This is a genomic window from Hymenobacter sp. 5317J-9 (genome assembly GCF_022921075.1).
In the GTDB taxonomy this organism is placed as follows: Bacteria; Bacteroidota; Bacteroidia; order Cytophagales; family Hymenobacteraceae; genus Hymenobacter.
Window position 1 is genome coordinate 369,414 of sequence record NZ_CP095050.1, and the last position, 24,820, is coordinate 394,233.

Here is a 24,820-nt window from a genome sequence, read left to right on the forward strand (position 1 = left end):
GCTGATAATCAGCCAGTGCCCATAGTGCCCTGAGGCTTTTGTCGAGTACTGCCCGCGGGAAGGCCTTAAAAATTCTGTTAAGGGATTTGGATTTTATAAATCAAAAAGCCGTATCTTCGGAGTGCTGATAGGCTTTTACCGCGAATTCATAGGTGAGAGCCAAAAATAGCGTCACCCCGTTTAGTCGATTTTTGGCAGCGGCCAGCGCCTGCTGGCCGCTAGTTATTTCGTGATATGATGTCGTCTTTCATTACGTATGCGCGTCGGTTGGTGGGCGCGGCGCTGGTGCTGGCGCCGCTGCTGGGCCACGGGCAGGGCCGCACCACGACCACCGTGGTGGGCGCCGCGGCCCGCAAAGCCCCGGCCGCCGAAGCCGTTGTGGGCGGCAAAGCCACGCTCACCGGCCGCATCAGCTCCCCCACCACCGACTCGGTGGCCATCTCGCTGCGCGAAAACCCGCTCGACCCCAAGGAAAAGCTGTTTCGAGCCAAAATCGGCGACAAGGGCGAGTTCCGGCTCACCGTGCCCGTGAGCGGCCCCACCAAGGCCGACTTGGTGTATGGCGACGACGTGGCCCCCCTGTTTCTGGACCCCGGCACCGACATCGAAGCGCGCTTCAAGGGCAACGACATGTCGGGCACGCTGCGGTTCAAAGCCAACGACGTGCCCACCGGCCTGGCCACCAAGCTGCGCAACGGCAACAACCTCACCGACGAGCAGCGCCACCGCCAGCAGGGGGCCAACGCCAACAACTACCTGGTGGAAGCCGACGCCCAATTCGTGGAAAACGATGGTTTCCAGGTGTTGCCCGATAACATCCAGCTCTACGAGGCGCCGTTTCTGTCGTTCTTGGAGTACCGCCGCAAGCACCAGTTCGAGTTCTTGGAAGACCACGCCGCCAAGCAGTCGTTCACGCAGGACTTCTACAACTACGCCCACGCCGAGGTGGTGTACGCCTATGCCAACGATAAGCTGACCTTCCAAGACCTGCGCGAGCAAGTGGTAAACACCGAGGGCCGCCTGAAAATGGGCCCCGACTACTACAACTTCCTGCGCGAGCCCGGCCTGCTGAACGACCCCAACGCCGCCCAGAGTGAGCTATACCACGAGTTTCTGCTGAACTACGTCCACTTCGCCGTGGCCCAGGACAAGCACCAGCGCACCGACCCGGACTTCTATCCGGCTTCCTATGCCCTGGCCAGCAAGAAGCTCACTGGGCCCACGCGCGCCATCATTCTGGGCCGCATCCTGCAGGAATCCTTCCGCTTTGGCCACGTGAAGCAGTCGGCCGCCATGCTGGCCGATTTCCGCAACTACGACCCCAAAAACCAATACTTTCCCACGCTGCAGGACGATTTCGACCGGCACAAGGAGTTTGCCATCGGCGCGCCGGCGCCCGATTTCAAGCTGGCCACGGCCACCGGCGACACGGTGCACCTGCACGACTTCGCTGGGAAGCTGGTTTACCTCAACTTCTGGAAGTCTACCAACGGCCTGTGCCTGCGCGACCTGGCCTACGCCCAGGAGCTGATGCGCAAGTTTGAAGGCAAAAACATCACCTTCATCAATATTGCCCTGGACGAGAATGAGCAGGCTTGGAAGTCGCTCGTAACCGTAAAAAAACTGCCCGGTGTGCAGGTGCGCGTGCCCGGCGGTGGCCTCCGCTCGCAGGTAGCCAAGGAATACGCGCTGCAGGAAGTGCCCACCTACATGCTGGTGGGCGAAGACGGCACCTTCCTCAACACCAAGCCCAAGCGCCTGAGCAGCCGCGCCGCCATCGACGAAATCAACCAGTCGTTTGGCAAAGCCAGCACCTACACCAGCGCCATCGATTTTCCGGCCACGAAGAAGTAGCCCGCGTCGGCAAGACGTAACTTAAGTAGCGCGAACTTTGTAGTTCGCGTCCCGAGGCCGGCCAACGGCTTTTGCGAGGGACGCGCGCCGCGAAGTTCGCGCTACTGCTTTATCCTGCCTTGCTTCATGTCCACGCTCACCGACGGCCTCAACATTCTATCCAAAGCCACGCCCCTGCGGGTGTGGAACACCGCCCAAATCGTCGGTTCCTACATCCTGAGCAAAATCACGGGCAAGGCCCGGCTGCGCGGGCTGCCCATGGCGCTCAGCTTCGAGCCCACCACGAGCTGCAACCTGCGCTGCCCGGAGTGCCCCAGCGGCCTGCGCTCCTTCACGCGGCCCACGGGCATGCTGCAGGGCGACCTGTTCAAGCGCACCATCGACGAGGTGGCCAGCCGGCTGTGGTACCTGATTTTTTACTTTCAGGGCGAGCCTTACCTGCACCCGCAGTTTCTGGACTTGGTGAAATACGCGGCCGATAAGGGCATCTACACCGCCACCAGCACCAACGCCCACTACCTGAACGACCAGAATGCCCGCAAAACCGTGGAAAGCGGCCTCGACCGCCTCATCATCTCCCTCGATGGCACTACGCAGGACGTGTACCAGCAATACCGCGTAGGCGGCAAGCTGGAAAAAGTATTGGAAGGCACGCGCAACATCGTGAAGTGGCGCAAGGAACTGAAGTCGAGCACGCCCCGCATCATCTTTCAATTCCTGGTGGTGCGGCCCAACGAGCATCAGATAGACGACGCCAAACAGTTGGCCCAAGCCCTGGGCGTCGACGACGTGTGGTTTAAAACCGCTCAGATTTACGACCACGCGCAGGGCTCGCCGCTCATCCCCACCATCGACTACTACTCGCGCTACCAGAACAACGGCAACGGCACCTGGAGCCTCAAAAACAAGCTGGTGGACCACTGCTGGAAGATGTGGCACAGCTGCGTCATCACCTGGGACGGGCTGGTGGTACCCTGCTGCTTCGACAAAGACGCCGAATACCGCCAGGGCGACCTCAAAACCGAAACATTCGCCCAGCTCTGGCGCGGCCCCAAGTACCAGCGCTTCCGCAGCAGCCTGCTCAAAGGCCGCGACCAGATTGAGATGTGCCGCAACTGCTCGGAAGGAACCAAGGTGTGGGGCTAAGAAAAGGGTTGGGTGTTGAGGGTTGAATGTTGAGTTAGTGCATTTTCAACTCAACATTCAACCCTCAACACCCAACCCTTTTTTACTTGTGCCCTTTCATCAGGTTCTTGCCGAGGTCTTCCACTTTCTTGAGGAATTCGTCGGTGTCGCTGTCGGCGTACACGCCGTAGGCCGACGAGATGGTGCCGCGCACGCCGTCGTGGGCTTCGATGGCGTAAAGAATGGACATGTCGTCGGGGTTGCTTTCGCCCTCGAAGCGGTAAAAGTCCACAATGGTCACTTCGTCGGGGGCGTAGCTCTTGTTCGAGTCGTTGCCAATGGTTTGCAGGCGGCCATCCACGACGTTGAAATCCTGGGTGAAGCCGTCCTTGGTCAGCTTGTTTTCAACGTTGACAAGCGACCGTTCTTCTTCTTTGTCCTGCATGGCGGTGGGGTGTTTGGGTAATGAAAGAATGTGCGAAGGGCGCTAAAAGCAACCGCCCCCGCTCCGGCTATACGGAGCGGGGGCGGGGGCGGGTTATTCGAAAGTTAGAAAGAAATTAAAGTGGCTTGGCGGGCCCTCAGCGCCCGGCCTGAGCGCCGGCCCGGGCTTCGATGGTGGCCTGCAGGCGGTCGACGTCGAGCTGCCCGCAAGCGCCTCCGCAACCCTTGGCACAGCCGGCCGCCGTTTTGCTGAAAAATGCCCGCCAGAATATGCGGCCTACGTAGAACGCCGCCGCCACGAAGAGCAGGCCAATCAGGAAATACTGAATTTCGACGGAGGTAAGGGCGAGGAGCATGAGAGGAGAACTACTCTGGAAAAGGAAAAGTTTGCGGGTGCCGCGTACCCCCAAGCTGTGCTTGGGCCCGCCGCACACTACCACACGTTTCACGTTTGGGCCCAAGCACAGCTTGGGGGTACGCGGCGCTACTTCCAGAATTCGCCGATGACGGCTTGCACCTGCGCGTGCAGGTGACCGTTGCTGGCCACCACCTCGCGCCCAAACAGCGGGTCGCCGTCGGTGAGAAACTGCGTGACGTGGCCGCCGGCCTCGCGCACCAGCAGGATGCCGGCCGCCACGTCGTAGGAGTTCAGGTTGAACTCAAAGAAGGCCTCGCAGCGCCCGGCGGCGACGTAGGCCAGGTCTACCGCGGCCGAACCAAGGCGGCGCACGCCGTGGCTGCGGTTCATGAAGGCGCCGAGAATCTGGAGGAAGGGCTCCATCTTGCCGAAGTCCTTGTAGGGAAAGCCCGTGGCAATGAGCGAGCTGTGCAGGTCCGAGATGTCGGTGACGTGCATGGGGACGTCGTTGCAAAAGGCCCCGCCGCCGCGCACGGCCCGGAAGCTTTCGTCGCGGCTGACCTCGTGCACCACGCCCACGGCCAGCTCCTGCCCGTGTAGCAGCCCCACGCTGATGGAGTACACCGGCAGGCCGTGCACGAAATTGGTGGTGCCGTCGAGCGGGTCGATTATCCAGGTAAACTCTTCGGCCTGCGAATCGAGGCCGGCGGTGCCTTCTTCGGTGATGAAGCCGGCCGTTGGCAGCAGCTCGCGCAGGCCGGCCACAAGGCGGCGCTCGGTTTCCTGGTCCACGTAGCTCACGAGGTCGTGCAGGCCTTTGTGCTCAATTTTGGCGCGGTCGAAGGTGGCCGCTTCCTGTCGGATGAACTCGGCGGTGCGGCGGCACAGGGCCGCCACGTCGTGGGAGAGCTGGGTAAGGTCGATATCAGTCATATTCATGTTTTACTCCACAAAATCTTCCCAGTTGCCATTAACTAAACGTTCCAGCTGACCATACTGTGGCTGGCCGATATCACGGCCTTTCACCCGCACCGGCTGAATCCAATCTTGCTGGCAATCTTCGAGCGGGTCGGCGATGACTGCCCATGCATCTGCTGCCACTTGATATTCTCTAGATGCAGCATCCTGCGCATCCTCAACGGTTTCATACCAGTCATCAAACAGGCCACCACTATCAGCTAGCTTATCGTAGCCGAACAAGTAAACGCCGTTACCAGCATCGTGAATCATGAGCCGCACAATGTTGCTGTTTATTGGCTCCGGCACGTTAGCGGTCATTCTCATACGGCAGAATTGTGCTTTCTGCGCCAGCCCGTCACGATAGCAAAAACCAATAGCAGCACCGCCAGCAGCTGCGCGCCGCGCCCAATCAACTCGCCAAACCGTACATAAAAGGTAGTTTCGGTATTGAGGTGCACGGCGGCGCGGCTGGCCGTGGGAATCCAGGCCGGCTCGCGCTGCGTGATTTCGCCTTTCTGGTTGATAAAGCCGGTGAAGCCCGTGTTGGCCGAGCGGGCTAGGTCGCGGCGGGTTTCGATGCAGCGTAGCTGGCCGTAGCTCAGCAGCTGGCGGTAGCCGGGCGAGTCGTGCCACCACGCGTCGTTGGTGACGAGGCCCAGCAGGGTCGCGCCGTTGTGGGCATACTCGGCCAGAAAGTCGCCGTAGATGGACTCGTAGCAGATGACCGGGGCCAGCCGCAGGGTCGGCGCGTTGGCCGGTGGCGCAAATACGGTGCGCTCTTCCTGGCTGCCATAGGAGCCCACGAAGCCACCCAAATCGATGTTCTTGAGCACGCTGCTGAGGATGGGCGGAATCTTCTCCACGCCCGGCACCAGCCGCGACTTGTGGTAGAGTACCACCGGCGCGGCGGCATCGGCAAAATAGGCGGCCGCGTTGTTGAAGTCGTAGTAGCCCAGGTCGTCGCGGAAGCGGGCGGTTTCGCTGGCGGCCTCTTTGCTGGGGTAAGAGTTGATGGTGGTGATGCCGGTGAGCAGGGCCACACCGGGGTGCCGCGCCAGCCAGGCGCGCACGCGCCGGATTTTGGGGTGGCTTTCCAGCGTGTTTTCCCAGTAGGGTTCTTCCAGGGCGGTTTCGGGCCACAGGATGAGCTTGGTTTCGGGCGTCAGCTTCTGCTCCGACAGGTTCAGCAGGCGCGTCAGCTGCTCGTCGTAAGGCACAAACTCAGGGCCGCCTTCAAACTTCTCCACGTAGGGGTCGAGATTGGGCTGCACCACCACCACTTCGGCCGTCGGGCCTTTTGCCTCATAGCTGCGGCCGATGAGCGTGGAAATGAACAGCGGCACGGCCACGGCCAGTACCGGCGCGGCCCAGCGGAAGCGGGCAGGGCCATCCACCGCCCAGGGGCCCACGCCGCCCCGGCCGAACCACGCCCAGAACGCTAGCAAATTCACCGCCCACACCCACACCGAGCCGCCCAGAAAACCGGTGTACTCGTACCACTGCACCCAGCCGGGCGCGGCCGCGAAGCCGTTGCCCAGCGTGAGCCAGGGCCAGGTGATGTCCCAGTGCAGGTGCAGCTGCTCAAAAGCTATCCAATAAATCGGCAGCGAGAGGTAACCCCAGCGGCTGCCTAGGCGCTTTTTGGTTTGGCGGAAGGCCATGAGCGGCAGGCACATGAGCAGCGCGTTCAGCACCACGGCCGCAATGCCGGCAGCCAGTTGCGCATAGCTCACCCACCAGGTAGTTAGGGCGTTCCAGAGCACCAGCATGAGGTAGGTGCTGGCAAACACGCGGCCTTTGCGGGCGCCTTCCAGCGTGAGCTTGCGCTCCATGACGAGGTAGGGCAGCCAGGCCACAAAAAGCAGCGGCACCAGCCAGGCCGTGGGCCAGGGCGCCCAGCCGCCGCTCAGCAGCAGGGCGCCCAGCACGGCCAGCGCCGGGGTGCGCAGGCGGAACAGGCCGCTAGTCCTGGCCGTCGATGTCGTCATCGGCATCGTCGTCGTGGGGGCGGCGGTTTCGGTCATCGCGGCCGGGGCGGGGCTCGCGGGCGGGCGGGGCAAGATTTCCTTCGACGACAACGACAATTTCTCCTTTAATGCTGGGCCGGGCCGCGAAGTCAGCCTCCAGGCTGGCCAGCGTGCCGGTCACGGTTTCTTCAAACAATTTGGTCAATTCGCGGCTGACTGAGGCCGGCCGTTCCGCCCCCAGCACCTCGGCCAACTGGCCCAGCGTTTTCACGATGCGGTGCGGCGACTCGTAAAAAATCATGGTGCGGGTTTCGGTGGCGAGCTGCTGCAGGCGCGTCTGCCGGCCTTTCTTCACCGGCAAAAAGCCCTCGAACGTAAACCGCTCGGCCCCAAAGCCCGACTTGAGCAGGGCTGGCACAAAAGCCGTCGGGCCCGGCAGGCATTCCACGCCCAGGCCTTTGGCCAGGCACTCGCGCACCAACAAGAAGCCGGGGTCGGAAATTCCGGGCGTGCCGGCGTCGCTCACCAGGGCCATGGTTTCGCCCTGCTCCAGGCGGGCCAGCAGGCGCGGCACCTGCTGGTGCTCGTTGTGCAGGTGGTAGGAGAGAAGGGGCTTTTTCAGGCCCAGGTGCTGCATGAGGCGGCCGCTGGTGCGGGTGTCTTCGCAGAGCACGGTGCCTACTTCGCCCAGCACGCGGATGGCCCGCAGGGTGATGTCTTCCAGATTGCCAATGGGCGTGGGCACGAGGTACAGAACCGTGTTGGGCATGGCGCAAAGGTACGTAGCTGGCCAAACCGTACGCCGCCTTAAAAGCCGACCCGAAATTAAACCAGCTGCGCCGGTATCTTGTCGCCTAGAAAAGCAGGGACATTTCCCTATTATTGATAAACAATGGTTTGGCTGGCATTTGTATTTGCCTGTATTCCGGGTAGCGTAGCATACGCCGCACTGGCCGAAATTCGGCTAGCCTCCGAGCTGTCACGCAATGGAATAGAACAGGAAGGCATTATCATTAGTCAGCGAGAAGTAGCTCGCAGCCGAAGCGGCAGTTATCATGTGCCTAAAGTGCGGTTCACAGCGCGGAATGGCGAGGTCGTTGAAAGCGAAAGTGCGGGTTTAGAGCGGTTTTTGGACGCACGGCATTTGTTCTTCGCTGATAAAGTCGAATTTTTCGATAACGATTATGCCTTGTTGCGTTACGATACCGCCAATCCTCGGCGTTTTCTGTTCATTCAGGAGTTAGACCAAACCAAAAATTATTGGTTGTTACTAATTGCTAGCCTGTTGACAGTGACTATGGTGCTGGCCGGGCTTCTTGGCCCGGGTTAAGAAGACGGCGTGGCATACCGCGCCGCCACGGCATCAATGGCTGCGGCCAGGCGGTGGTCGCGTGGGGTCACGGTGTTGCCGGCATCGTGGGTGCGCAGGCGAAATTCCACGGCGTTGTACTCGTTGCTGAACCAGGGGTGGTGGTCGAGGCGCTCGGCCTCAGCGGCCACTTCTGTGAGAAAGGCAAAGGCCGTTTTGAAATCGGCGAAGCGGAAGCTGCGGCACAGGCTGTTATCGATTTCAGTCCACATAGTTTTTGCTATATTTAACGACACGGTTGAGGTGTGCGGGCGGCGGGCGGGCAAAACCCAAACGGGAAATCCAAAGTACACCTTTTCCGAGCCACTTCTTTCCTCGTACTCCAGTCCTTAACCCCATTATGGCCATCGACCCGAACAACCGCCCCATCCGCGTCATCAACGACGACACCACCAACGAAGAAATGGAGGCCGGCCACCACATCCCCAACGCCGACCCGCCTAAGAACGAAGCGGCCCGCGGCGGCTTCGGCAACCGCGAAGGCAAAGAAGGCTACGGTTCCGACACGGCCGGCGGCGAAACCGCCCTGGGCGTGAACGAAACCGCCGACGCCATGGCCCCCCGCCCGACAACATGCGCTCGAACGACGAGGGCCGTGCCGGCCGCGCCAACCAGGACCTGCCCGATGACGACGGCCTCGACTCCATTGCGCCCTCGGGCCGCCCCGTTGATGAGCTGGACGTGCACGACCGCCGCCCCGGCGTGGACGAAATGCTGAATCCCAACTCCCGCGTGGGCATGGGCCAGATGGAGCCCCGCCCCCTGCCGCCCATCACCGGCACCGACACCAACGCCGAGCTCAACGACCCCGACGCCACCGACACGGCCATCGACCAGTAAGGTCGCGTCCGTCGGCAGCCCGGAGCAACAGTCAGACACCTTCCGCATTTCCACTTTCTAACTTCCTTCCTCATGTCCAACAACAGCGATAAAAGCAACCAACAGTCCAGCGAAAACCACGGCGGTCCCGCCGGCGAAGGCCTGCCCAAAGGCACCGGCGACCTGCCCGTGAATGACCTCGACGAAGCCACGCAGGCCCGCCTCGAACAGGAGGCCCTCGACGCGGGCCAGCGTCACCCCAACCGCAACCTCGACAAGCCCGAACTGGACAAGCCATCCTACGGCGGTGGCCACTAAAGGCCGAGCGGCCGTTTCGCCTGAATTACCCGGAACGTCATGCTGAGCGCAGCCGAAGCATCTCTACCGCGAGAGTAACTGAATTACTTCCCCGGTAGAGATGCTTCGGCTGCGCTCAGCATGACGTTCTTTTTGGTGTCTTTATCCATCAAAATACTCCATGCGCCGCTTTGCCACCACCGACCTGCACGGCTGCCTGCACACCTTTCGCCGCCTGGTGGAAGAAGAGCTGCGTCTGACCCCGCGCGACGAGCTCTACCTGCTGGGCGACTACGTGAACAAGGGGCCCGACAGCCGCGGCGTGCTCGACTACCTGATGGCGCTGCAGGCTGGCGGCTACCGCGTGCACTGCCTGCGCGGCAACCACGACCAGGCCCTGCTCGACGCCGCGCGCCACCGCTGGCGCTGGGACTGGCTGGGCCCGCGGGGCCGGCAGCCCACGTTGCGCAGCTTTGGCGTGGGGCGGCTGTCCGACATTCCGGCCCATTACCTCAACTGGCTGGCCACGCTGCCCTATGAGATAGAACTGCCCGATTTTGTGCTGGTGCACGCCGGCTACAACTTCGCCCTGCCGCCCGCCGCCATGCGCCAGGACCATGACACCATGCTCAACACCAAGAAGTTCGTGTACGACCCCTCGCGGCTGGGCGGGCGACGCCTGCTGCACGGCCACGTGCCCACGCCCACTGCGCAGGTGCGCGCCAAAGCCGCTGCCCGCCCCGGCTTCCTGGGGCTTGACACGGGCTGCGTGTACCGTCACAACGCTGAGCTGGCCCATTTGGCGGCCCTCAATTTGGACAGCTGGGACTTGCTGCTGGTGCCCAACTGCGAACCGTCCTACTCAATAGGAAAGCGGTAAAGTACCTTTTGAATGAATCCCGGAATTGCGCCCCGCCCACAAGGCGGACGCTAATAGCTTTTGCATTTTATCATTTGAGGTTGCCTGGAAATATATGGTTTGCCCATACTATTTATAGTCTCAATGCGGGTGAAGAATACCGGGAGGGCCATGCTGTGCAGTTACATACAGCCATGCATTATTCCGAACACAACGTGATTTAATAATGAAATAATAAATTGGGTTATTGATTGCTTACTTGAAAAAATAATTGAAGTATTATTTGAAAACGATAGGATGCCTGCAATAAAATAAGTTAATAATTGTACTATGGCGGCGAGGGTTTGACTAGGGTGTTGCGCGGGCGAGTGCAGGGCTATAGGTTTGATAAATACTATTTCTGCATAGTGGGCTCAATCTGGAAATCGGAGGAGCATTGACAGATGCCTGGCAGTGCGAATTGAATTTTGCCCGGTTAAGGAATATGCACCACGCAGGAAGATGTAGCGGCCCTAGGGCTTCCGTCGGGCCGGCTTGCCACTTCAAACTTTTTTTATCCCGCATATGAAACACTCCCTACCCTCGGCCTCGCATTCTTTTGGCCCTTTGCCCGCGCTTCCGTGGTGGGAGCGCCGGCGCGGGCAACTGGTGGCCGTGCTGCTGGCGGTGCTGCTGTTGCTCGGCACCCGCGTCCACGCCACGGTCATCATCACCGTGGGCAACGGCCAGGCTAACTACCCCACCATTGCGCAGGCACTGGCGGCCGTGCCCTCGCCGCTGACCGAGCCGTATGAGCTGCAGCTGACCGGCAACAGCTATGCCGAAGACGTGCTGCTCACCAAAACCGGCACCGCCACCAACACGCTCACCATCAAACCGGCGTCCGGGGCTTCGCCTATTATCACGGGCACGTTCACGTTTGGGGCCGGCAGCGCCTACACCATTTTGAGCGGCAACAACGGCAGCGCCCGCGCCCTCACCCTGCGCCAAACCGACCAGCTGGCGCCCACGCTGGTGTTCAGCAACGACGCCTCGCACAATACCGTGACCGAGGTGCTGGTGCGCGGCGCGGCCACCTCCTGGACCAGCGGCGTGGTGGTCATCGGCAATGGCAGCGCCACCGGCAACGACTACAACACATTGACCCAAAGCTATATCTACAACGCCAACCCCTCGCAGCTGCCAGCCAACCTGGTATATGCCGTAAACTCGGGTACTGGCACCAACGACGCCTTCGTCCTCACCGGCAACCAACTCTCCAACTTCACCCGCACCGGTGTGCAGGTGGGCGCCGGCAACGGCGACGGCTGGAACATCAGCAGCAACAGCATCTTCTACAACGCGTCGTCGACCCCCACTACGGCCCAGACCGGCATTGACTTTGCGCCCGGCACCGGCGCCAACGACGCCACCGTGGCCAACAACTCCATTGGCGGGCAGGCGGCCGGCGCCACCGGCGGCGCCTGGGTCAACACCGGCGGGCAGAGCTTCCGCGGCATTGTGATGAGCTGCGGCGGCAGCACCGCCCTCACCAACGAAGTGACCGGCAACCTGGTGAGCAACGTGAGCCTCACGGGCACGGGCTCGGCCGCGCTCACGGCCATTGGCATCGACGGCGGCCGCAACGAACTCACGAGCAACACCGTGGCCAGCGTGAGCAACACCGGCACCAGCGGCGTGAACAGCCTCGTGAGCCGCGCTACCACGGTTCTGGGTTCTTTCTCAGTGGCCAGCGGCCAGCTGATGGTGGTGGAAAGCGGCCTGACCGTGGTGCTGGGCAACCTCACCAACGCCGGCATTCTCAACCATACCGGCGGCGACATGCTCATCACCGGCAACTTCACCAACTCGGGTACTTTTGCCCAGACGCTGGGCGACATCGAAATCAAAGGTAATATGGTGAATTCGGGCCAGTTCACCTGCTCCACGGGCAAGGTGATACTGACCGGCAACGGCCCCCAGACCGTGAGCGGCGGCCTCTACTTCAACCTCGAAGTGAACGGCCCCGGCACCAAAACCCTCACCGGCAACGCCACCGTGTACAACGGCGTGCAGATGCTGAACGGCGTGCTCTCCACCGGCAGCCGCTACGCCCTCACCCTCGACCGCCTGGCCAACCTCGTGGAAACCGACGCCAGCTACGTGCTGGGCCGCGTGGAGGTAAACCGCACCCCCACCGAGGGCGTGTTGGAAGACTTCGGCGGCGTGGGCCTGGAAATGACGCCCGCCACCGGCTCGGCGTTGCCCGGCGCCACTTTCGTGACGCGCATCACGGGCACGGCCCCGGTGGGCGTGGGTGGCCGCCAGGGCATCCTGCGCTACTACGACATCGACGCCGACGTGCTCACCGGCCTCAACCTGGGCCTGACCCTGCGCTACCTCGACCACGAGCTCAACGGCATCAGCCGCGGCAACCTGCGCTTCTTTAAGTCGACCAACGCCGGCGCCACCTGGACCAACAAGGGCGTGAGCGCCGCCGGCACCAGCGCCGCGGTAGGCGGCGGCTACGCCACACTCAACAACGTGGACGGTTTCTCGCGCTGGACCCTCGGCGACCTCACGGCCCCGCTGCCGGTGAGCCTCACCGAGTTCGCGGCCGAGCGCCAGGGCCGCAACGCCGTGCTCACCTGGGCCACCGCTACTGAGCAGAACAACCGCGGCTTCGGCATCGAAGTCTCGCTCGACGGCAAGACCTTTAAAGAAATTGGTTTCGTGGCCGCCGAGGGCAGCGGCACCAGCAGCAGCGCCCGCAGCTACCGCTTCGTGGACGCCAGCGCGGGCAAAGCCGGCCGCCGCTACTACCGCCTGCGCCAGCAAGACCGCACCGCCGCCGAGGCCACCTACTACGGCCCCCGCGAGCTGACCTTCGAGGCCGAGGCCCCCGTGTTTGCCGCCTACCCCACGCAGTTTGGCCAGGACCTGACCGTTGAGCTGCGCCACCCCGGCGCCACCACCGCCACCCTGCGCCTGTTCGACGGCATGGGCCGCGAGGTGTGGCGCCAGGAAGTGGCGCCCGGCGCGGCGCCGCTGCACGTGCAGCCCGCCGGCGCCGCCGGCGCCTACGTACTCACCGCCACGGTGGCCGGCCAGGTGCTGCGCCAGCGCGTGGTGAAAAACTGAGGCTGAGAGCCGCGCTCCAGCGCCGTTCCGCCTGTTTGAGAAGCCCCAGCTACGATAGTGGCTGGGGCTTTTTCGTGTTTCTGGGCCGGCCGCGTCAGCCCCGCGGGTTGTGTTAGCAAGTTGCTTGCGCCCGACGCCCCTAAAGTCCATTCCTTTTCCTTGTTCAGCGGCCCATACGTGCCTTGCAGGGGCAAAATCTCGCCTGCGACTTTGCTGATAAGGCAGCTATAAAAGTCTGATTGGCAAATACATTTATTTGCGTTTCGCAGGCAAATCGGCTACGTTTGAGAAAAGCTGGCGCCCTACAGGCCGGCCCTGCGGCATTCCGGATTCTACCCATCCTTCGCCATGAAACAAACGCCTGCTTTTCGCAGCAGCGGCGGCCCGCTGAATGGGCCCCGCCGTGCCGGCCGCGCCTAGGTAAGGAGCCCGGGCCAACGCGCCCAAGGGCTTGTTGCCATTCGCGGGCATCCGCCGCGCTTCCACGGATATTCTCTCGCTGTCTGAATCAGGCGTAGCTGACCAGTGGTTTTCACTGCGTCAATCCTGTTTAGTGTGTCATTTCATTCTTAATTCTTTCCCGCCATGAATAAGCTATTCTCCTCCTTGCTGCTAGTCGCGCTGCTGGCCGCTGGATGCAAAAAAGACGACCCCGAAGCCGGCCTGCCCCCGGCCACGCACGAAGGCAAGAACACCGGCGGCTGCCTCATCAACGGCGAGCGGTTCGTGGCCGCTGAGTACGGGGGCAGCCTGCTGAGCAACCCCACCCCGGCCCTGAGCGGCGGCTTTGCCTTTGGCAGCGTGTACTACGTCTCCCTCAACGGCCAGTACAAAGGCCAGCGCGCCACTATTCTGCTGTTCCTGCGCACCCGCGTGGCCGGTATTTACCAACTAAATCAAAACACTCAGTATTACCCGCAGGGAGACCCACTTATTATACTTAGTCACGCCACTTTTACCATCTCCGGTTCGGGTGGAGAAGTTTATGTTACCGATGCCCAGCATACCGGTCAAGTAACGCTGACAAGAATGGATAAGCCGGCAGATATCAGCGCCGGCACGTTCGAATTCACAGCCGTTAGCACCTTCGACCCCACCAAAACCATCACCATTACCAGCGGGCGTTTCGACCGCAAGCAGTAAATCTTTTCTTTTTCCCAACCCTTTCCCAACTGTACCATGAAAAAATGGCTACTATTCGGGCTTGCCGTGGCCGCTGCCCTGCCCCGCCAAGCCCACGCCCAACGGCCGGCTGCCCCTACCACGTCGGTTGTCTTGCCGCCCTCCGGTGGGGGCGGCACCGCTGTCAATTACTGCGCCGAGCCGGTGAGCGGGTTTCTGGCCCGCTACGACCGGTTTCGCGACGACGCCGGCACGGCGGGCCTCGTCACGGTCAGCAACGAGCAGCTCTACGACGCCCCCAACCGGCCCGCCTCGCCCTACGAGCAGCGCACGCTGGTCACGGTGAGCCCCCTGGCCAGCAAGGTGGCCACCCGCACCGTGCAGTTTGTGTTTCCGGCTTCGTGCACATCCTGCGCGGCAATGAGGTGCTGAGTCGCCAGCAGCTGCGCATCGAAAAATAGGACATCCTGCTACTTACACCCGCACCGGGCCGGGAGCCCCAGCCCGGCATTTTTTCCTCCATCTTTTACCCCTTTACCCCATTCCCATGAAGCAAGGCAACCGCATCTCGGAAACCCTTTCTGCCGCCGACGCCAAGAAAATCGTCGACCTGCTGCGCCAGGTCCAGGACCTGATGCCCTTCCTCATCACCCTGCAGCCCGAGGAAAGCCGCGGCCTGCGCAACATCGGCTTCGACGGCGTGCCCTTCACCCAGGCCGCCCTCGACGCCGTGCGCGCCGACCCGGGCTTCACCCGCCGCGCCTTCGACCTGGCCGAGTTCGAAAAGGACGTGGCCCTCATGGACAGCCTGCGCGGCATCCAGGCCGTGCTCGGACCCCTGGCCCAAAAAGTGAGCGACACCTACCGCCTGGCCGGCGCCGACGTGATGGTGACCGCCGACGACGTGTACGAAGACCTGCGCCGCGACAACGGCGAAACCGCCGCCGTGCAGGCCCCCTCGCCATCATGAAAAAGCGCTACGCCCAGCGCCTGAGCCCCGCCAAAGCCGCCAAAGCGGCCCCCGCCACGGCCTAGCCCCGCCCCCGGGTGGTGCGGAACTACCCGGGGGTGGTGCGACACCCATTCAGGGTGGTGCGCTACCACTCGCAAGTGGTGCGGAACCACTCCAGGGTGGTGCGACACCGGTCGGAAGTGGTGTTGCACCACCCTAGGGTGGTGCGGAACCGGTCCGGGGTGGTGCAACACCACTCGCAAGTGGTACAGAACCGGTCGGAAGTGGTGCGACACCACTTCCGACCGGTTTTTTTATATCAGATGGGCCCGGTTGGGGTAGAGACGCAACATCTTGCGTCTCGCCGTTGAACGACTTACGTTGAACGATGCGCGGCTGGCGTGGCCGCCGAGACGCAAAATATGGCGTCTCTACTGCCCTTCCAGCACGCCCGCCGCTACCGCCCGCCGGGCCGAGGCGCGGTAAGGGTTGAGCGAGTCGGCGGCCACGGCGCGCAGCTCGGTCAGGGCGGGGGCCAGCTCCTTGGCCTGCCAGTAGGCCATGCCGAGGTGGTAGCGGGCGCGGCGGGTTAGCTCGCTGGTGGCGTTTTCATCGCTCACGCGGCGCAGGTAGAGCTGGGCGGCGTTGCCCTGGCCCTGGCGCAATAGGATGAGGCCGCGCAGGTAGAGCAGGGTGTCGTTGCCCACGCTGGTGGGGCTCACGCGGCCCAGCGAGTGCAGCGCCGCCGGGTAGTGGCCCGACTGGTACTGGTCGAGGGCTTCGGAGAGCAGCGGGCGGGCGTGCAGCAAGGCGGGCGTCACCACGGGGCCGGGGTCGGGCTGGTAGTAGGCCTCCCAGCTGCGGGCCGGCCGGGCAGGGTCGGGGCGGGTGAAGTACCAGGCGGCCACCCCAACGGCCAGCAGCAGCAGAGCGCCCAGGGTGCCCAGCACGGTCCAGCGGCGCTGGCGGCGCTGGTTCAGTTGCTCCACGCGGGCCAGGGCGGTGCCGCGCTCGTTCATGCGCTCATCGAGGGCTTGCAGGCGCTGGCGCAGGGTGTCGTGGCCGGCGGCCCAGCGCAGGTCGGCGGTAAGTTGCTCGTAAGCGGCGTGGGCGTCGGCCAGGGCCTCCTCCTCTTCCAGGCGCAGCTCGAAGGCTTCCTGCTCGGCCGGGGTCATCTGGCCGTCGGCAAAGCGTTCGAGGTCGTCGAGGTAGGGGCGGAGGTCCATGTGTAGGGGAGAAGGGGAGGAAGATAGGAGGGGAAAGAACGTCATGCAGAGCGCAGCGAAGCATCTCGCGTGCCATCACTAAATCAATCAAGAGAGTTGCTACCACAAGCGAGATGCTTCGCTGCGCTCTGCATGACGTTCTTTCCCATTGCGTCCTTTTTACCGCAGCAATTCATACAATTTGCGCAGGCAGGCGCTTTTTTGGAGGCGGGCCACGGTGGCGTTGGGGAAGCCCATCTTGCCGCCCATCTTCTCGAAATGGTAGCCGCGGAAGTAAAAGTAGGTCAGCACCTGCTGGCAATCGGCCCCGAGCTGGTTGAACTGGGCCAGCAACCGCTGGCGGCGCCCGGCCTCCGCAGCGGGCAGGGGCACGTGGGCGGGTACTTGCGCGGCCAGGCGCTGCTGGGCCATGCCGTAGATGAAAGCCCGCAGGTCGTCGGGCATTTTGGTGATGCGGCCGTCGGCAACCTGGTCGTAGAAGTCGAGCAGGGTGTCTTGGAGTAGGCCGTGGGCCTGGGCCGGAGCCAGCCGGTGCTGGCGCTGGGCCCAGCGGGAAAACAGGTGCCGGCTGCGTTGGTAAAAGTCAATCAGAAACTTCTGATTGCCGACGCGCAGCTGGGTAAGGGTTTCGGCAAGGGGCGCGGACATGGCAGGGAGCAAAGGCAGTAGCAAGTAACGACGGAAATGGGGAAATGGGGGAGAATGGGGAGGTGGGAAAAAAGTAAAGTGAGAACGTCATGCAGAGCGCAGCGAAGCATCTTTACCGCTTCGTTGCCCTATCCCTCCCATGTTTCCAAGTCAATCGGCTTCCATCCGGGATTAAACGCCGTAATCAGCGCGTCCTTTTTGGCACGGCTCCAGCCCTTCAATTCCTTCTCCCGAACAATGGCTTGCGAAGCGTCGGGAAGGTGCTCGAAGTACATCAGCAAATCGGTTTGGTAGCGTCCGGTGAACTTGCTTTTGTCGCCTCGTGCAGTGCTATGCTCATACAAGCGTCGGGGCAAGTCATTGGTGACGCCGATGTAGAGAACGGTACGGCCGGTATTGGTGAGGATGTAGATGTACATCGGTGAGACCTGTTTGTGCAACGAAGCGGTAAAGATGCTGCGCTGCGCTCCGAATGACGTTCTGGTTTCCGCTATTGCACCTATTACCTTTACGCCCATGCAAACCGCCGCCCCCGCTCGCCTGCTCGACACCGCCGTGTTCGACCTCATCGCCCAGGAAAAAGCCCGCCAAACCCACGGCATTGAGCTCATTGCCTCCGAAAACTACGTTTCGGAACAGGTGATGGCCGCCCAGGGCTCCGTGCTCACCAACAAGTACGCCGAGGGCCTGCCCGGCAAGCGCTACTACGGCGGTTGCGAAATCGTGGACCAGGTGGAGCAGCTGGCCATCGACCGCGTGAAGGAGCTTTTCGGCGTGCAGTGGGCCAACGTGCAGCCGCACTCCGGCGCCCAGGCCAACGCCGCCGTGTTCCTGGCCTGCCTCAAGCCCGGCGATAAAATCCTGGGCTTCGACCTCAGCCACGGCGGCCACCTCACCCACGGCTCGCCCGTCAACTTCTCGGGCAAGTACTTCGTGCCCAGCTTTTATGGCGTGGAGCGCGAAACCGGCCTCATCGACTGGGCCAAGGTGAAGGAAACCGCCCGCCGCGAGCGCCCCAAGATGATTATCTGCGGGGCCTCGGCCTACTCGCGCGACTGGGACTACAAAGCCCTGCGCGAAGCCGCCGACGAGGTGGGCGCCCTGCTGCTGGCCGACATTTCGCACCCTTCGGCCCTCATCGCCAAAGGCCTGTTGAACTCGCCCTTCGAGCACTGCCACATCGTGACCACCACCACGCACAAAACGCTGCGCGGCCCCCGCGGCGGCCTCATCATGCTGGGCCAGGATTTCGACAACCCCTTCGGCCTGAAAACTCCGAAGGGCGAAATCCGTCCCATGTCGGCCGTGCTCGACGGCGCCGTATTCCCCGGCACGCAGGGCGGACCCCTGGAGCACGTCATCGCGGCCAAGGCCGTGGCCTTCGGTGAGGCGCTGACCGACGATTTTAAAACCTACACCCAGCAAGTAGCCCGCAACGCCCAGGCGCTGGCCAAGGGCTTCACCGCGCTGGGCTACGACCTCATCTCGGGCGGCACCGACAACCACCTTATGCTGATTGACCTGCGCTCGAAGGGCCTCAGCGGCAAGCTGGCCGAAAACACGCTGGTGCGCGCCGACATCACCATCAACAAAAACATGGTGCCCTTCGACGACAAGTCGCCGTTCGTGACCAGCGGCATCCGCATTGGCTCGGCCGCCGTAACTACCCGCGGTTTGGGCGAGTCGGACATGGCCCGCATCGTGGAACTGATTGACGAAACCCTGACCAACCACGACAACGACACCCGCATCGGGCAGGTGCGCCAGCGCGTGAATGCCTGGCTGCAGGACTACCCGCTGTTTGCGTAATTCAATGAGTGAATGGGTGCGTGGGTGAATGGGTGAATGAGGTAGCGCAAGCAGAAATGGCCGCCGTCGTTGACTGTGGCCGTTTCTTTTGTCGTAAGTCCATTCGTCGCGCCCATTCACCCATTCGCTCATTCACCCATTCACCCATTGCTTTCCGTGCAACCTCAACAACCTAACCTCTCGGGCGAAACGCACGAAATGTCCTTCATCGACCATCTGGAGGCATTGCGTTGGCACATCATCCGGTCGGCCATTGCGGTGGTGGTGTTCACCACCGGCGCGTTTTTCGCCAAGGACTTCCTGTTTCACGACGTGATTCTGGGCCCTTCGCGGCCCGATTTCTGGACCTACCGCATGTTCTGCAAGTTCGGCAACTGGGTGCACGCGCCGGACTTGTGCATCGACAAAATCGGGTTCGTGATTCAGAACCGCCAGATGAGCGGGCAGCTCACCATGCACATCAGCACCTCGTTCATGGCCGGCATCTGCTTCACGTTCCCGTACCTGTTCTGGGAAATCTGGCGCTTTGTGAAGCCCGGCCTCTACCCGCACGAGCGCGCCAACTCGCAGGGGGCCGTGTTTTTTGTGTCGCTGCTGTTTGCGCTGGGGCTGCTGTTCGGCTACTACATCGCGGCGCCGCTCAGCATCAACTTTCTGGCCGGCTACGTGGTGGACCCCACCATCGAAAACCAGATTGACATGCAGAGCTACCTCAGCACCTTGAGCACGATGAGCTTGTCGTGCGCCTTCGTGTTTGAGCTGCCCATGATAGTGTTTTTCCTGGCCAAGGCGGGCATCGTGTCGCCCGAAATCATGCAGGTGTATCGCAAGCACGCCATTGTGGTCATCCTCATCATCGCGGCCATCATCACCCCGCCCGACATCTCGGCCCAGATTATCGTCACCATTCCCATCATGCTGCTCTACGAGCTGAGCATTCACATTGCCCGCGTGGTGCGGCGCGGCGACACCGCCCGCCTGAACGCCAAGCTGGCACGCCAGGCCGAGCGCGGCGCGGCGCAATAAGCAGCCATCATGCAACTCCTCATGTTGCGCGTAGCGAAGCACGACGGCCCTTCCCAGGTCTAGTTACTAATTCCAACTCACATGAAAATTGCCCTTGGCTCCGACCACGCCGGTTTCACTCATAAAGAAATGCTGCGCGCCTGGCTGACCGCCGAAGGCCACGAGGTGCGGGACTTTGGCACGCACTCGGCCGATTCGATGGATTACCCCGACGTGGCGCACCCGCTGTCGGCGGCGGTGGAAAGCGGCGAGGTTGCGCTGGGACTGCTGCTGTGCGGCTCGGCCAACGGCGTGTGCATCACGGCCAACAAGCACGCCGGCGTGCGCGCCGCCATTGCCTGGCTGCCCGAGCTGGCCGCCCTGGCCCGGCAGCACAACGACGCCAATGTGCTGTGCGTGCCGGCCCGCTACGTGAGCGAAGACCAGACCCGGGAAATTGTATCAACTTTTCTAAAAACAAATTTCGAAGGGGGGCGCCACCAGCTGCGAGTGGCAAAAATAAAGTGCTGAGGCAATGTAGTCCCGCTTTTGAGAATCGACTGGCTGAAAAAATTGCACCCTTGAATATTTTGAAATAGCATTAAAGCGTGAAAGTTGCCCGGACTGTGTGTATCTTTGGCTAGCATTACGCAGCCACTTATGACCCGGCCCGGAATTCTGCTTTTTTGGCTGTTTGCCTTCGGCGCGCTACTGGCCCCTGCGCGGGCCGTGGCCGGCGATGCGCTGCCGAACGGCACCGAGGCCATTCGGCAGAAGCTGGCCACGCCGCTGCCCGACACCGCCCGCCTGCGGCTGCTGAATGCCATGTGCTACGCCCTGCACAACGAGCAGCCCGCCCGCGCCCTGCCCTACGGCGAGGCCGCCGTGGCCCTGGCCCGCACCCTGCCCGCCGAGGAGCAGGGCCCCGGCCTGCTGCAAAGCCTGCTGTACCTGGCCAGCTGCTACGGCAACCTCTCCAACGGTCCGGAGGCCCTGCAGCTCCTCAGCGAAGCCCAGACGCTGGCCCTAAAGCTGAAAAACGTGGACGGCCTGGTGCGCGCCTACACCTCGCAGGGCAGCATCTACCACGAGCGGCGCGACTCCACCTCGGCCTGGCGCCACTACCGCCGCGCCCTGCGCCTGATGAACCAGCCCGGCGTGACGCCCACCGCCCGCATGAAGCTGCTGGGCAACGTGGGCGGGCTATTTTTCTTCCGGCAGCAGCTGCCCCAGGCCCTGCACTACGACTCACTCGCCCTGGCGCTGGCCCGCCGCCAAAGCGACTCTACGGCCGAAGCCAACTACCTCTCCAGCCTGGCCAACTACCAGATGCAGGCCGGCAACCTGGGCCGGGTGAAGCGCCTGCTTACCCAGGCGCTGGCCATCAGCCGGCGGCAGCGCGCCGTGCGCAGCCAGGCCCGGCAGCTCATCATGTTTGCGATGTACTACATCCAGACCGACGAGCCCGCGCGCGCCGACGCCGCCACCCGCGAGGCCCTGAAGCTGGCCCGCCAGAGCGACTACCTCGAATGCGTGCTTGATGCCTACAGCATCCTGTCGGCCGAAGCCGCCGAGCGCGAAAACTACCGCCAGGCCTACGAGTGGAACCAGCGCTACGTGGAGCTCAACGACACGCTCAACAACCGCCAGACCATGCAAACCCTGGCCGCTGCCCAGGTGAGCAGCGAAGCCCAGGAGCGCGCCCGCCGCCTGCGCCTGCTCACGCAGCAGCGCGACGAGCAGGTGTGGCACAGCCGCGTGCTGATAGGCGCGGTGGCCGTGCTTACGCTGGCGCTGCTGGTGGCGGCTTACTTCTACCGCAACCTGCGCCGCAGCCGCTCCGAACTGGCCGCCAACAACCGGGCCCTGGAAAAAGTATCGGTGGAGCTGCGTAGCGTGGCGTCGTTCAAGGACAAGCTCTACGCCATTGTGGCCCACGACCTGCGCGGGCCGGTCACGGCCTTTGCCGGCGTTACGAGCCTCATTGACTCCTACATTGCCCAGAACGACCAGGCCGGCCTGGCCCGCCTGCCCGCCCTGGTGCGCCAGGCCGCCGACAGCCTCAACCACCTGCTCGACAACGTGCTGAACTGGGCCGTGAGCCAGACTGGCGAACTGGAATGCCGCCCGGCCCCGGTGCTCGTGTCGGAGCTGTTTGCCGAGTGCCAGGCCCTGTACCAAACCACGGCGGCCGCCAGCTGGCAGCACATCACCATGGCCGCCCCCGATGGCCTGAAGCTGATGGCCGACCGCAACATGGCCCGTACCATTCTGCGCAACCTGGTGGGCAACGCCCTTAAGTTCATGCCCGCCGGCGGCCACGTGCACCTCGAAGCCGCCCCCGACCCCGACGACCCCCAAATGGTGCTCATCAGCTGCACCGACACGGGGCCGGGCATGAGCGCCGCCACCGTGGCCTCGCTCATGAGCGGCCCCGCCCTGCCCGAGCCCACGCCTACGCCCAAGCCGCGCGCCACGGGCCTCGGCCTCGGTCTGGCGCTGTGCCGGGCCTTCGTGCACCGCCACGGCGGCACGCTCGTGATTCAGAGCCGTCCCGGCGCCGGCACCAACGTGACGGTGAGCCTGCCGGTGGCGAAGTAGCAATGGGTATAAGTGTAGCGCAATGAAAAGACTGTCATCCTGAGCGCAGCGAAGGACCTTATCACGCCAAAACAAATCGGTCAAACGTGATAAGGTCCTTCGCTGCGCTCAGGATGACAGTCCCACGCTCATCATTTCACACCTCCCCGCTCTACCAAATAACCACCCGCGTCGAATCTGGGCGGTAGAGCTTTTGGCCGGGTTTCACGCCGAAGGCTTCGTAGAAGGCGGGCACGTCGGCCATGGGGCCGTTCACGCGGTACTGGGCGGGCGAGTGCACGTCGGTGAGCAGTTGCGAAGCCAGGCTTTCATCGCGCACGTGCATCTGCCAGCCCAGGGCGTAGCCCAGAAAATAGCGCTGCACAGGCGTCAGGCCGTTAATTTTCTTGCCTTCCTTGTACTGCTTGGTCTTTTTGAAGGCATCGAGGCCAATGACGATGCCGCCGAGGTCGGCAATGTTTTCGCCGGCCGTGGCTTTGCCGTTGATGTGCAACGAGTCGAGCAAGGTGTAGCCGTTGAACTGCTTCACGATGCCGTTCACCCGCTCGTTGAAGCGCTTGCGGTCCTCCTTGCTCCACCACTCGTGCAGGTTGCCGTGGGCGTCGTATTGGCTGCCTTCGTCGTCGAAGCCGTGGGTGAGCTCGTGGCCGATGGTGCTGGCGCCGGCGTAGCCGTACACCAGGGCGTCGTCGGCATCAGCGTCGAGCAGGCCGGGCACGGCAAAGGCCGCGGCCGGCAGCACAATCTCGTTGTTCGAGGAGTTGTAGTAAGCGTTGTAGGTCTGTGGAGTCATGTCCCACTCGGTGCGGTCCACGGGCTTGCCCAGCTTGTTGAGCTGGTACTGCCACTGCCACTGGTTGGCACGCATCACGTTGTCGGCCAGCGAGTTGCGGTCAATTTTTAGGGTTGAATAGTCCTTCCACTTATCGGGGTAGCCTACTTTGGGGGTGATTTTGTGGAGCTTGTCGAGGGCCACCACTTTGGTGGATGCACTCATCCAATCCAGTTTCTGAATGTGCTCGGCGAAGGCCGACGTCACGTTCTTCACCAGCGTGTCGTAACGGGCTTTGGCTTCGGGCTTGAAGTATTCTTTCACGAAAAGCTGGCCCAGCGCATCGCCAAGGGCGTCCTCTTGCATATCGAGCACGCGTTTCCAGCGGGGGCGGATTTCCTTGGCGCCGCGCAGCACGGTGCTGTAGAAGTGAAAGTTCTCGTTCACGAACTGGCTGCTGAGCGTGGGCGCAAACGTGCGGGCCAACTGCCAGCTGAGGTAGGCTTTCCAATCGTCGAGCGGAGCCGTTTTCAGCAGCTTGCCCGCCGTCTGGTAAAACTCCGGCTGGCCCACAATGACGGTATCGGCATTGGGCACGCCCATTTGGCCAAACCAGGTTTTCCAGTCGAGGCCCGGGGTCAGCTTGTCGAGCTGCGCGATGCTCATCTTGTGGTAGTTGGCGTAGGGGTCGCGCAGGGCTTCGAGCTTGCGCGAGGACTTGGCCAGGCTGGTTTCCAAGGCCATTACCCGGCCGGCATTGGCCTGCGCGGCGGCGTCGTCCTGGCCCAGCAGCTTGAATGTGTTGGCCACATGCATCAGGTACTCGGCCCGAATGTTCTTCGTGCGCGAATCGGTGTTGAAGTAGTAGTCGCGGTTGGGCAGGCCCAGGCCCGACTGGCGCAGGTACAGCACCATCTTGTCGCTGTTCTTGTCGTCCTGCCCCACGCGCGGGCCGATGAGGGCGCGCACGCCCAGCGGAATCTCGTGGGCAATGGCGGCCTGTACATCGGCCACGGTTTTGATGGCGGCAATGCGGTCCAGCTCCGGTTTGAGCGGCGCGGCGCCCAGCTTGTCGGCCTTCACCGAATCCATGCCCACGGCCCAGAAATCGCCAATTTTTTGCTGGTTGCTGCCCGCGGCGGCGTTGGCTTTGGCCGCTTCCACGCTGGTTTCGCGCAGGCGGGCGTACACCTCGTCCTGCACCTTCTTGCCGATGCCCATGTTGCTTTCCGACGCCGGAATGGGGTTGTTCTTAATCCAGGTGCCGTTGGCGTAGGAAAAGAAGTCGTCGCCGGGCGCCACGGTCGTGTCCAGGGCGGCGTAGAGCAGGTCGGGCTTGTCGCCGGAGCTGGCCGTTTTCAGGGAGTTCGATGGGCAGCCGGTCACGGCCGCGGCCAGCAGCGGCAGCAAGAACAAGGGTTTTTTCATGAATGATTAAGGGATGGGAGTCTTTTGGAAACGAAAGAACGTCATGCTGAGCGCAGCCGAAGCATCTCTACTGCGATAGTAACCC

Annotated in this window: 25 protein-coding genes; 14 read left to right on the forward strand and 11 right to left on the reverse strand. The window is 62.6% G+C overall.

Annotation, left to right across the window (positions count from 1 at the left end):
* The first annotated feature begins 234 nt into the window (after nt 1-234).
* Together MUN81_RS01570 and MUN81_RS01575 are read left to right on the forward strand one after the other, a co-directional pair.
* On the forward strand, nt 235-1,854 hold the full coding sequence (locus MUN81_RS01570) for a TlpA disulfide reductase family protein (RefSeq protein WP_245114651.1): 1,620 nt from the start codon (nt 235-237) through the stop codon (nt 1,852-1,854).
* A 126-nt stretch (nt 1,855-1,980) separates the two neighbouring features.
* Complete coding sequence (locus MUN81_RS01575) at nt 1,981-3,000, forward strand: SPASM domain-containing protein (RefSeq protein WP_245114652.1); 1,020 nt, start codon at nt 1,981-1,983, stop codon at nt 2,998-3,000.
* An 82-nt stretch (nt 3,001-3,082) separates the two neighbouring features.
* Here MUN81_RS01575 and MUN81_RS01580 read toward each other — a convergent pair whose 3' ends face one another.
* From MUN81_RS01580 to rsmI, 6 genes are all read right to left on the reverse strand, one after another.
* Entirely contained in the window at nt 3,083-3,424 is a 342-nt protein-coding gene (locus MUN81_RS01580) for a hypothetical protein (RefSeq protein WP_245114653.1), read from the reverse strand.
* Between the two features lie 136 nt (nt 3,425-3,560).
* Nucleotides 3,561-3,779 carry a hypothetical protein gene (locus MUN81_RS01585; RefSeq protein ID WP_245114654.1) on the reverse strand — a complete coding sequence of 73 codons (219 nt, stop codon included), beginning with the start codon at nt 3,777-3,779 and terminating at the stop codon, nt 3,561-3,563.
* A 128-nt stretch (nt 3,780-3,907) separates the two neighbouring features.
* Entirely contained in the window at nt 3,908-4,720 is an 813-nt protein-coding gene (locus MUN81_RS01590; RefSeq protein ID WP_348533156.1) for an inositol monophosphatase family protein, read from the reverse strand.
* A 3-nt stretch (nt 4,721-4,723) separates the two neighbouring features.
* Nucleotides 4,724-5,059, reverse strand: a complete 336-nt coding sequence (locus MUN81_RS01595; protein WP_245114655.1) for a hypothetical protein — start codon at nt 5,057-5,059, stop codon at nt 4,724-4,726.
* Nucleotides 5,060-5,061: 2 nt separating this feature from the next.
* Complete coding sequence (gene lnt / locus MUN81_RS01600) at nt 5,062-6,765, reverse strand: apolipoprotein N-acyltransferase (protein WP_245114656.1); 1,704 nt, start codon at nt 6,763-6,765, stop codon at nt 5,062-5,064.
* Nucleotides 6,704-7,477: a 16S rRNA (cytidine(1402)-2'-O)-methyltransferase gene (gene rsmI, locus MUN81_RS01605; RefSeq protein WP_245114657.1), complete on the reverse strand. Its 774-nt coding sequence runs from the start codon at nt 7,475-7,477 to the stop codon at nt 6,704-6,706. The genes lnt and rsmI overlap by 62 nt, the downstream gene beginning before the upstream one ends.
* A 123-nt stretch (nt 7,478-7,600) precedes the next feature.
* Here rsmI and MUN81_RS01610 point away from each other — a divergent pair, with 123 nt between their 5' ends.
* Nucleotides 7,601-8,038 carry a DUF3592 domain-containing protein gene (locus MUN81_RS01610; RefSeq protein WP_245114658.1) on the forward strand — a complete coding sequence of 146 codons (438 nt, stop codon included), beginning with the start codon at nt 7,601-7,603 and terminating at the stop codon, nt 8,036-8,038.
* On the opposite strand, the gene MUN81_RS01615 is transcribed toward MUN81_RS01610, so the two are convergent.
* On the reverse strand, nt 8,035-8,289 hold the full coding sequence (locus MUN81_RS01615; protein WP_245114659.1) for a 4a-hydroxytetrahydrobiopterin dehydratase: 255 nt from the start codon (nt 8,287-8,289) through the stop codon (nt 8,035-8,037). The two genes, MUN81_RS01610 and MUN81_RS01615, sit on opposite strands and share 4 nt — an antisense overlap.
* Nucleotides 8,290-8,650: 361 nt before the next feature.
* Between MUN81_RS01615 and MUN81_RS01620 the strand changes: the two genes are divergently transcribed.
* The 7 genes from MUN81_RS01620 (at nt 8,651) to MUN81_RS01650 (ending at nt 15,264) form a co-directional block, all read left to right on the forward strand.
* Nucleotides 8,651-8,917, forward strand: coding sequence for a hypothetical protein (locus tag MUN81_RS01620; RefSeq protein ID WP_245114660.1), 267 nt, complete (start codon nt 8,651-8,653; stop codon nt 8,915-8,917).
* A 72-nt stretch (nt 8,918-8,989) separates the two neighbouring features.
* Nucleotides 8,990-9,214 carry a hypothetical protein gene (locus MUN81_RS01625; protein ID WP_245114661.1) on the forward strand — a complete coding sequence of 75 codons (225 nt, stop codon included), beginning with the start codon at nt 8,990-8,992 and terminating at the stop codon, nt 9,212-9,214.
* A 160-nt stretch (nt 9,215-9,374) separates the two neighbouring features.
* Nucleotides 9,375-10,073 (forward strand): metallophosphoesterase family protein, encoded by a 699-nt coding sequence (locus MUN81_RS01630; protein ID WP_245114662.1) that lies wholly within the window; start codon nt 9,375-9,377, stop codon nt 10,071-10,073.
* Between the two features lie 543 nt (nt 10,074-10,616).
* Nucleotides 10,617-13,172, forward strand: a complete 2,556-nt coding sequence (locus tag MUN81_RS01635) for a hypothetical protein (RefSeq protein WP_245114663.1) — start codon at nt 10,617-10,619, stop codon at nt 13,170-13,172.
* A gap of 585 nt (nt 13,173-13,757) precedes the next feature.
* Entirely contained in the window at nt 13,758-14,315 is a 558-nt protein-coding gene (locus tag MUN81_RS01640) for a DUF6252 family protein (RefSeq protein WP_245114664.1), read from the forward strand.
* 36 nt (nt 14,316-14,351) lie between these two features.
* On the forward strand, nt 14,352-14,726 hold the full coding sequence (locus MUN81_RS01645) for a hypothetical protein (RefSeq protein WP_245114665.1): 375 nt from the start codon (nt 14,352-14,354) through the stop codon (nt 14,724-14,726).
* Between the two features lie 115 nt (nt 14,727-14,841).
* Entirely contained in the window at nt 14,842-15,264 is a 423-nt protein-coding gene (locus MUN81_RS01650; protein WP_245114666.1) for a hypothetical protein, read from the forward strand.
* A gap of 413 nt (nt 15,265-15,677) precedes the next feature.
* Here MUN81_RS01650 and MUN81_RS01655 read toward each other — a convergent pair whose 3' ends face one another.
* The 3 genes from MUN81_RS01655 to MUN81_RS01665 all read right to left on the reverse strand — a co-directional run bounded on the left by MUN81_RS01655 (nt 15,678) and on the right by MUN81_RS01665 (nt 17,539).
* Nucleotides 15,678-16,472: a hypothetical protein gene (locus tag MUN81_RS01655; RefSeq protein WP_245114667.1), complete on the reverse strand. Its 795-nt coding sequence runs from the start codon at nt 16,470-16,472 to the stop codon at nt 15,678-15,680.
* Nucleotides 16,473-16,631: 159 nt separating this feature from the next.
* Nucleotides 16,632-17,120, reverse strand: coding sequence for a hypothetical protein (locus tag MUN81_RS01660; protein ID WP_245114668.1), 489 nt, complete (start codon nt 17,118-17,120; stop codon nt 16,632-16,634).
* Nucleotides 17,121-17,248: 128 nt separating this feature from the next.
* Nucleotides 17,249-17,539: a GIY-YIG nuclease family protein gene (locus MUN81_RS01665; RefSeq protein ID WP_245114669.1), complete on the reverse strand. Its 291-nt coding sequence runs from the start codon at nt 17,537-17,539 to the stop codon at nt 17,249-17,251.
* A 97-nt stretch (nt 17,540-17,636) separates the two neighbouring features.
* Between MUN81_RS01665 and glyA the strand changes: the two genes are divergently transcribed.
* From glyA to MUN81_RS01685, 4 genes are all read left to right on the forward strand, one after another.
* The gene (gene glyA / locus MUN81_RS01670) at nt 17,637-18,929 is read left to right on the forward strand and encodes a serine hydroxymethyltransferase (RefSeq protein WP_245114670.1); all 1,293 of its coding nucleotides are present in this window, start codon (nt 17,637-17,639) and stop codon (nt 18,927-18,929) included.
* A 156-nt stretch (nt 18,930-19,085) separates the two neighbouring features.
* On the forward strand, nt 19,086-19,955 hold the full coding sequence (gene tatC / locus MUN81_RS01675; RefSeq protein ID WP_348533157.1) for a twin-arginine translocase subunit TatC: 870 nt from the start codon (nt 19,086-19,088) through the stop codon (nt 19,953-19,955).
* Nucleotides 19,956-20,036: 81 nt separating this feature from the next.
* Nucleotides 20,037-20,465 carry a ribose 5-phosphate isomerase B gene (gene rpiB, locus MUN81_RS01680; RefSeq protein WP_245114671.1) on the forward strand — a complete coding sequence of 143 codons (429 nt, stop codon included), beginning with the start codon at nt 20,037-20,039 and terminating at the stop codon, nt 20,463-20,465.
* 129 nt (nt 20,466-20,594) lie between these two features.
* Entirely contained in the window at nt 20,595-22,535 is a 1,941-nt protein-coding gene (locus MUN81_RS01685; RefSeq protein WP_245114672.1) for an ATP-binding protein, read from the forward strand.
* A 151-nt stretch (nt 22,536-22,686) separates the two neighbouring features.
* On the opposite strand, the gene MUN81_RS01690 is transcribed toward MUN81_RS01685, so the two are convergent.
* Nucleotides 22,687-24,735: a M13 family metallopeptidase gene (locus tag MUN81_RS01690; RefSeq protein ID WP_245114673.1), complete on the reverse strand. Its 2,049-nt coding sequence runs from the start codon at nt 24,733-24,735 to the stop codon at nt 22,687-22,689.
* Between the last annotated feature and the right edge of the window lie 85 nt (nt 24,736-24,820).

Coding starts and splice junctions, on each gene's coding strand:
- MUN81_RS01640 (WP_245114664.1), top strand. CDS start 13,758: ATGAATAAGCTATTCTCCTCCTTGCTGCTAGTCGCGCTGCTGGCCGCT.
- MUN81_RS01620 (WP_245114660.1), top strand. CDS start 8,651: ATGCGCTCGAACGACGAGGGCCGTGCCGGCCGCGCCAACCAGGACCTG.
- MUN81_RS01665 (WP_245114669.1), bottom strand. CDS start 17,539: ATGTACATCTACATCCTCACCAATACCGGCCGTACCGTTCTCTACATC.
- MUN81_RS01575 (WP_245114652.1), top strand. CDS start 1,981: ATGTCCACGCTCACCGACGGCCTCAACATTCTATCCAAAGCCACGCCC.
- MUN81_RS01690 (WP_245114673.1), bottom strand. CDS start 24,735: ATGAAAAAACCCTTGTTCTTGCTGCCGCTGCTGGCCGCGGCCGTGACC.
- MUN81_RS01590 (WP_348533156.1), bottom strand. CDS start 4,720: ATGAATATGACTGATATCGACCTTACCCAGCTCTCCCACGACGTGGCG.
- MUN81_RS01570 (WP_245114651.1), top strand. CDS start 235: ATGATGTCGTCTTTCATTACGTATGCGCGTCGGTTGGTGGGCGCGGCG.
- MUN81_RS01595 (WP_245114655.1), bottom strand. CDS start 5,059: ATGACCGCTAACGTGCCGGAGCCAATAAACAGCAACATTGTGCGGCTC.
- MUN81_RS01650 (WP_245114666.1), top strand. CDS start 14,842: ATGAAGCAAGGCAACCGCATCTCGGAAACCCTTTCTGCCGCCGACGCC.
- MUN81_RS01615 (WP_245114659.1), bottom strand. CDS start 8,289: ATGTGGACTGAAATCGATAACAGCCTGTGCCGCAGCTTCCGCTTCGCC.
- MUN81_RS01685 (WP_245114672.1), top strand. CDS start 20,595: ATGACCCGGCCCGGAATTCTGCTTTTTTGGCTGTTTGCCTTCGGCGCG.
- MUN81_RS01645 (WP_245114665.1), top strand. CDS start 14,352: ATGAAAAAATGGCTACTATTCGGGCTTGCCGTGGCCGCTGCCCTGCCC.
- MUN81_RS01630 (WP_245114662.1), top strand. CDS start 9,375: ATGCGCCGCTTTGCCACCACCGACCTGCACGGCTGCCTGCACACCTTT.
- glyA (WP_245114670.1), top strand. CDS start 17,637: ATGCAAACCGCCGCCCCCGCTCGCCTGCTCGACACCGCCGTGTTCGAC.
- rsmI (WP_245114657.1), bottom strand. CDS start 7,477: ATGCCCAACACGGTTCTGTACCTCGTGCCCACGCCCATTGGCAATCTG.
- MUN81_RS01655 (WP_245114667.1), bottom strand. CDS start 16,472: ATGGACCTCCGCCCCTACCTCGACGACCTCGAACGCTTTGCCGACGGC.
- MUN81_RS01585 (WP_245114654.1), bottom strand. CDS start 3,779: ATGCTCCTCGCCCTTACCTCCGTCGAAATTCAGTATTTCCTGATTGGC.
- MUN81_RS01660 (WP_245114668.1), bottom strand. CDS start 17,120: ATGTCCGCGCCCCTTGCCGAAACCCTTACCCAGCTGCGCGTCGGCAAT.
- MUN81_RS01580 (WP_245114653.1), bottom strand. CDS start 3,424: ATGCAGGACAAAGAAGAAGAACGGTCGCTTGTCAACGTTGAAAACAAG.
- MUN81_RS01625 (WP_245114661.1), top strand. CDS start 8,990: ATGTCCAACAACAGCGATAAAAGCAACCAACAGTCCAGCGAAAACCAC.
- MUN81_RS01635 (WP_245114663.1), top strand. CDS start 10,617: ATGAAACACTCCCTACCCTCGGCCTCGCATTCTTTTGGCCCTTTGCCC.
- lnt (WP_245114656.1), bottom strand. CDS start 6,765: ATGACCGAAACCGCCGCCCCCACGACGACGATGCCGATGACGACATCG.
- MUN81_RS01610 (WP_245114658.1), top strand. CDS start 7,601: ATGGTTTGGCTGGCATTTGTATTTGCCTGTATTCCGGGTAGCGTAGCA.
- rpiB (WP_245114671.1), top strand. CDS start 20,037: ATGAAAATTGCCCTTGGCTCCGACCACGCCGGTTTCACTCATAAAGAA.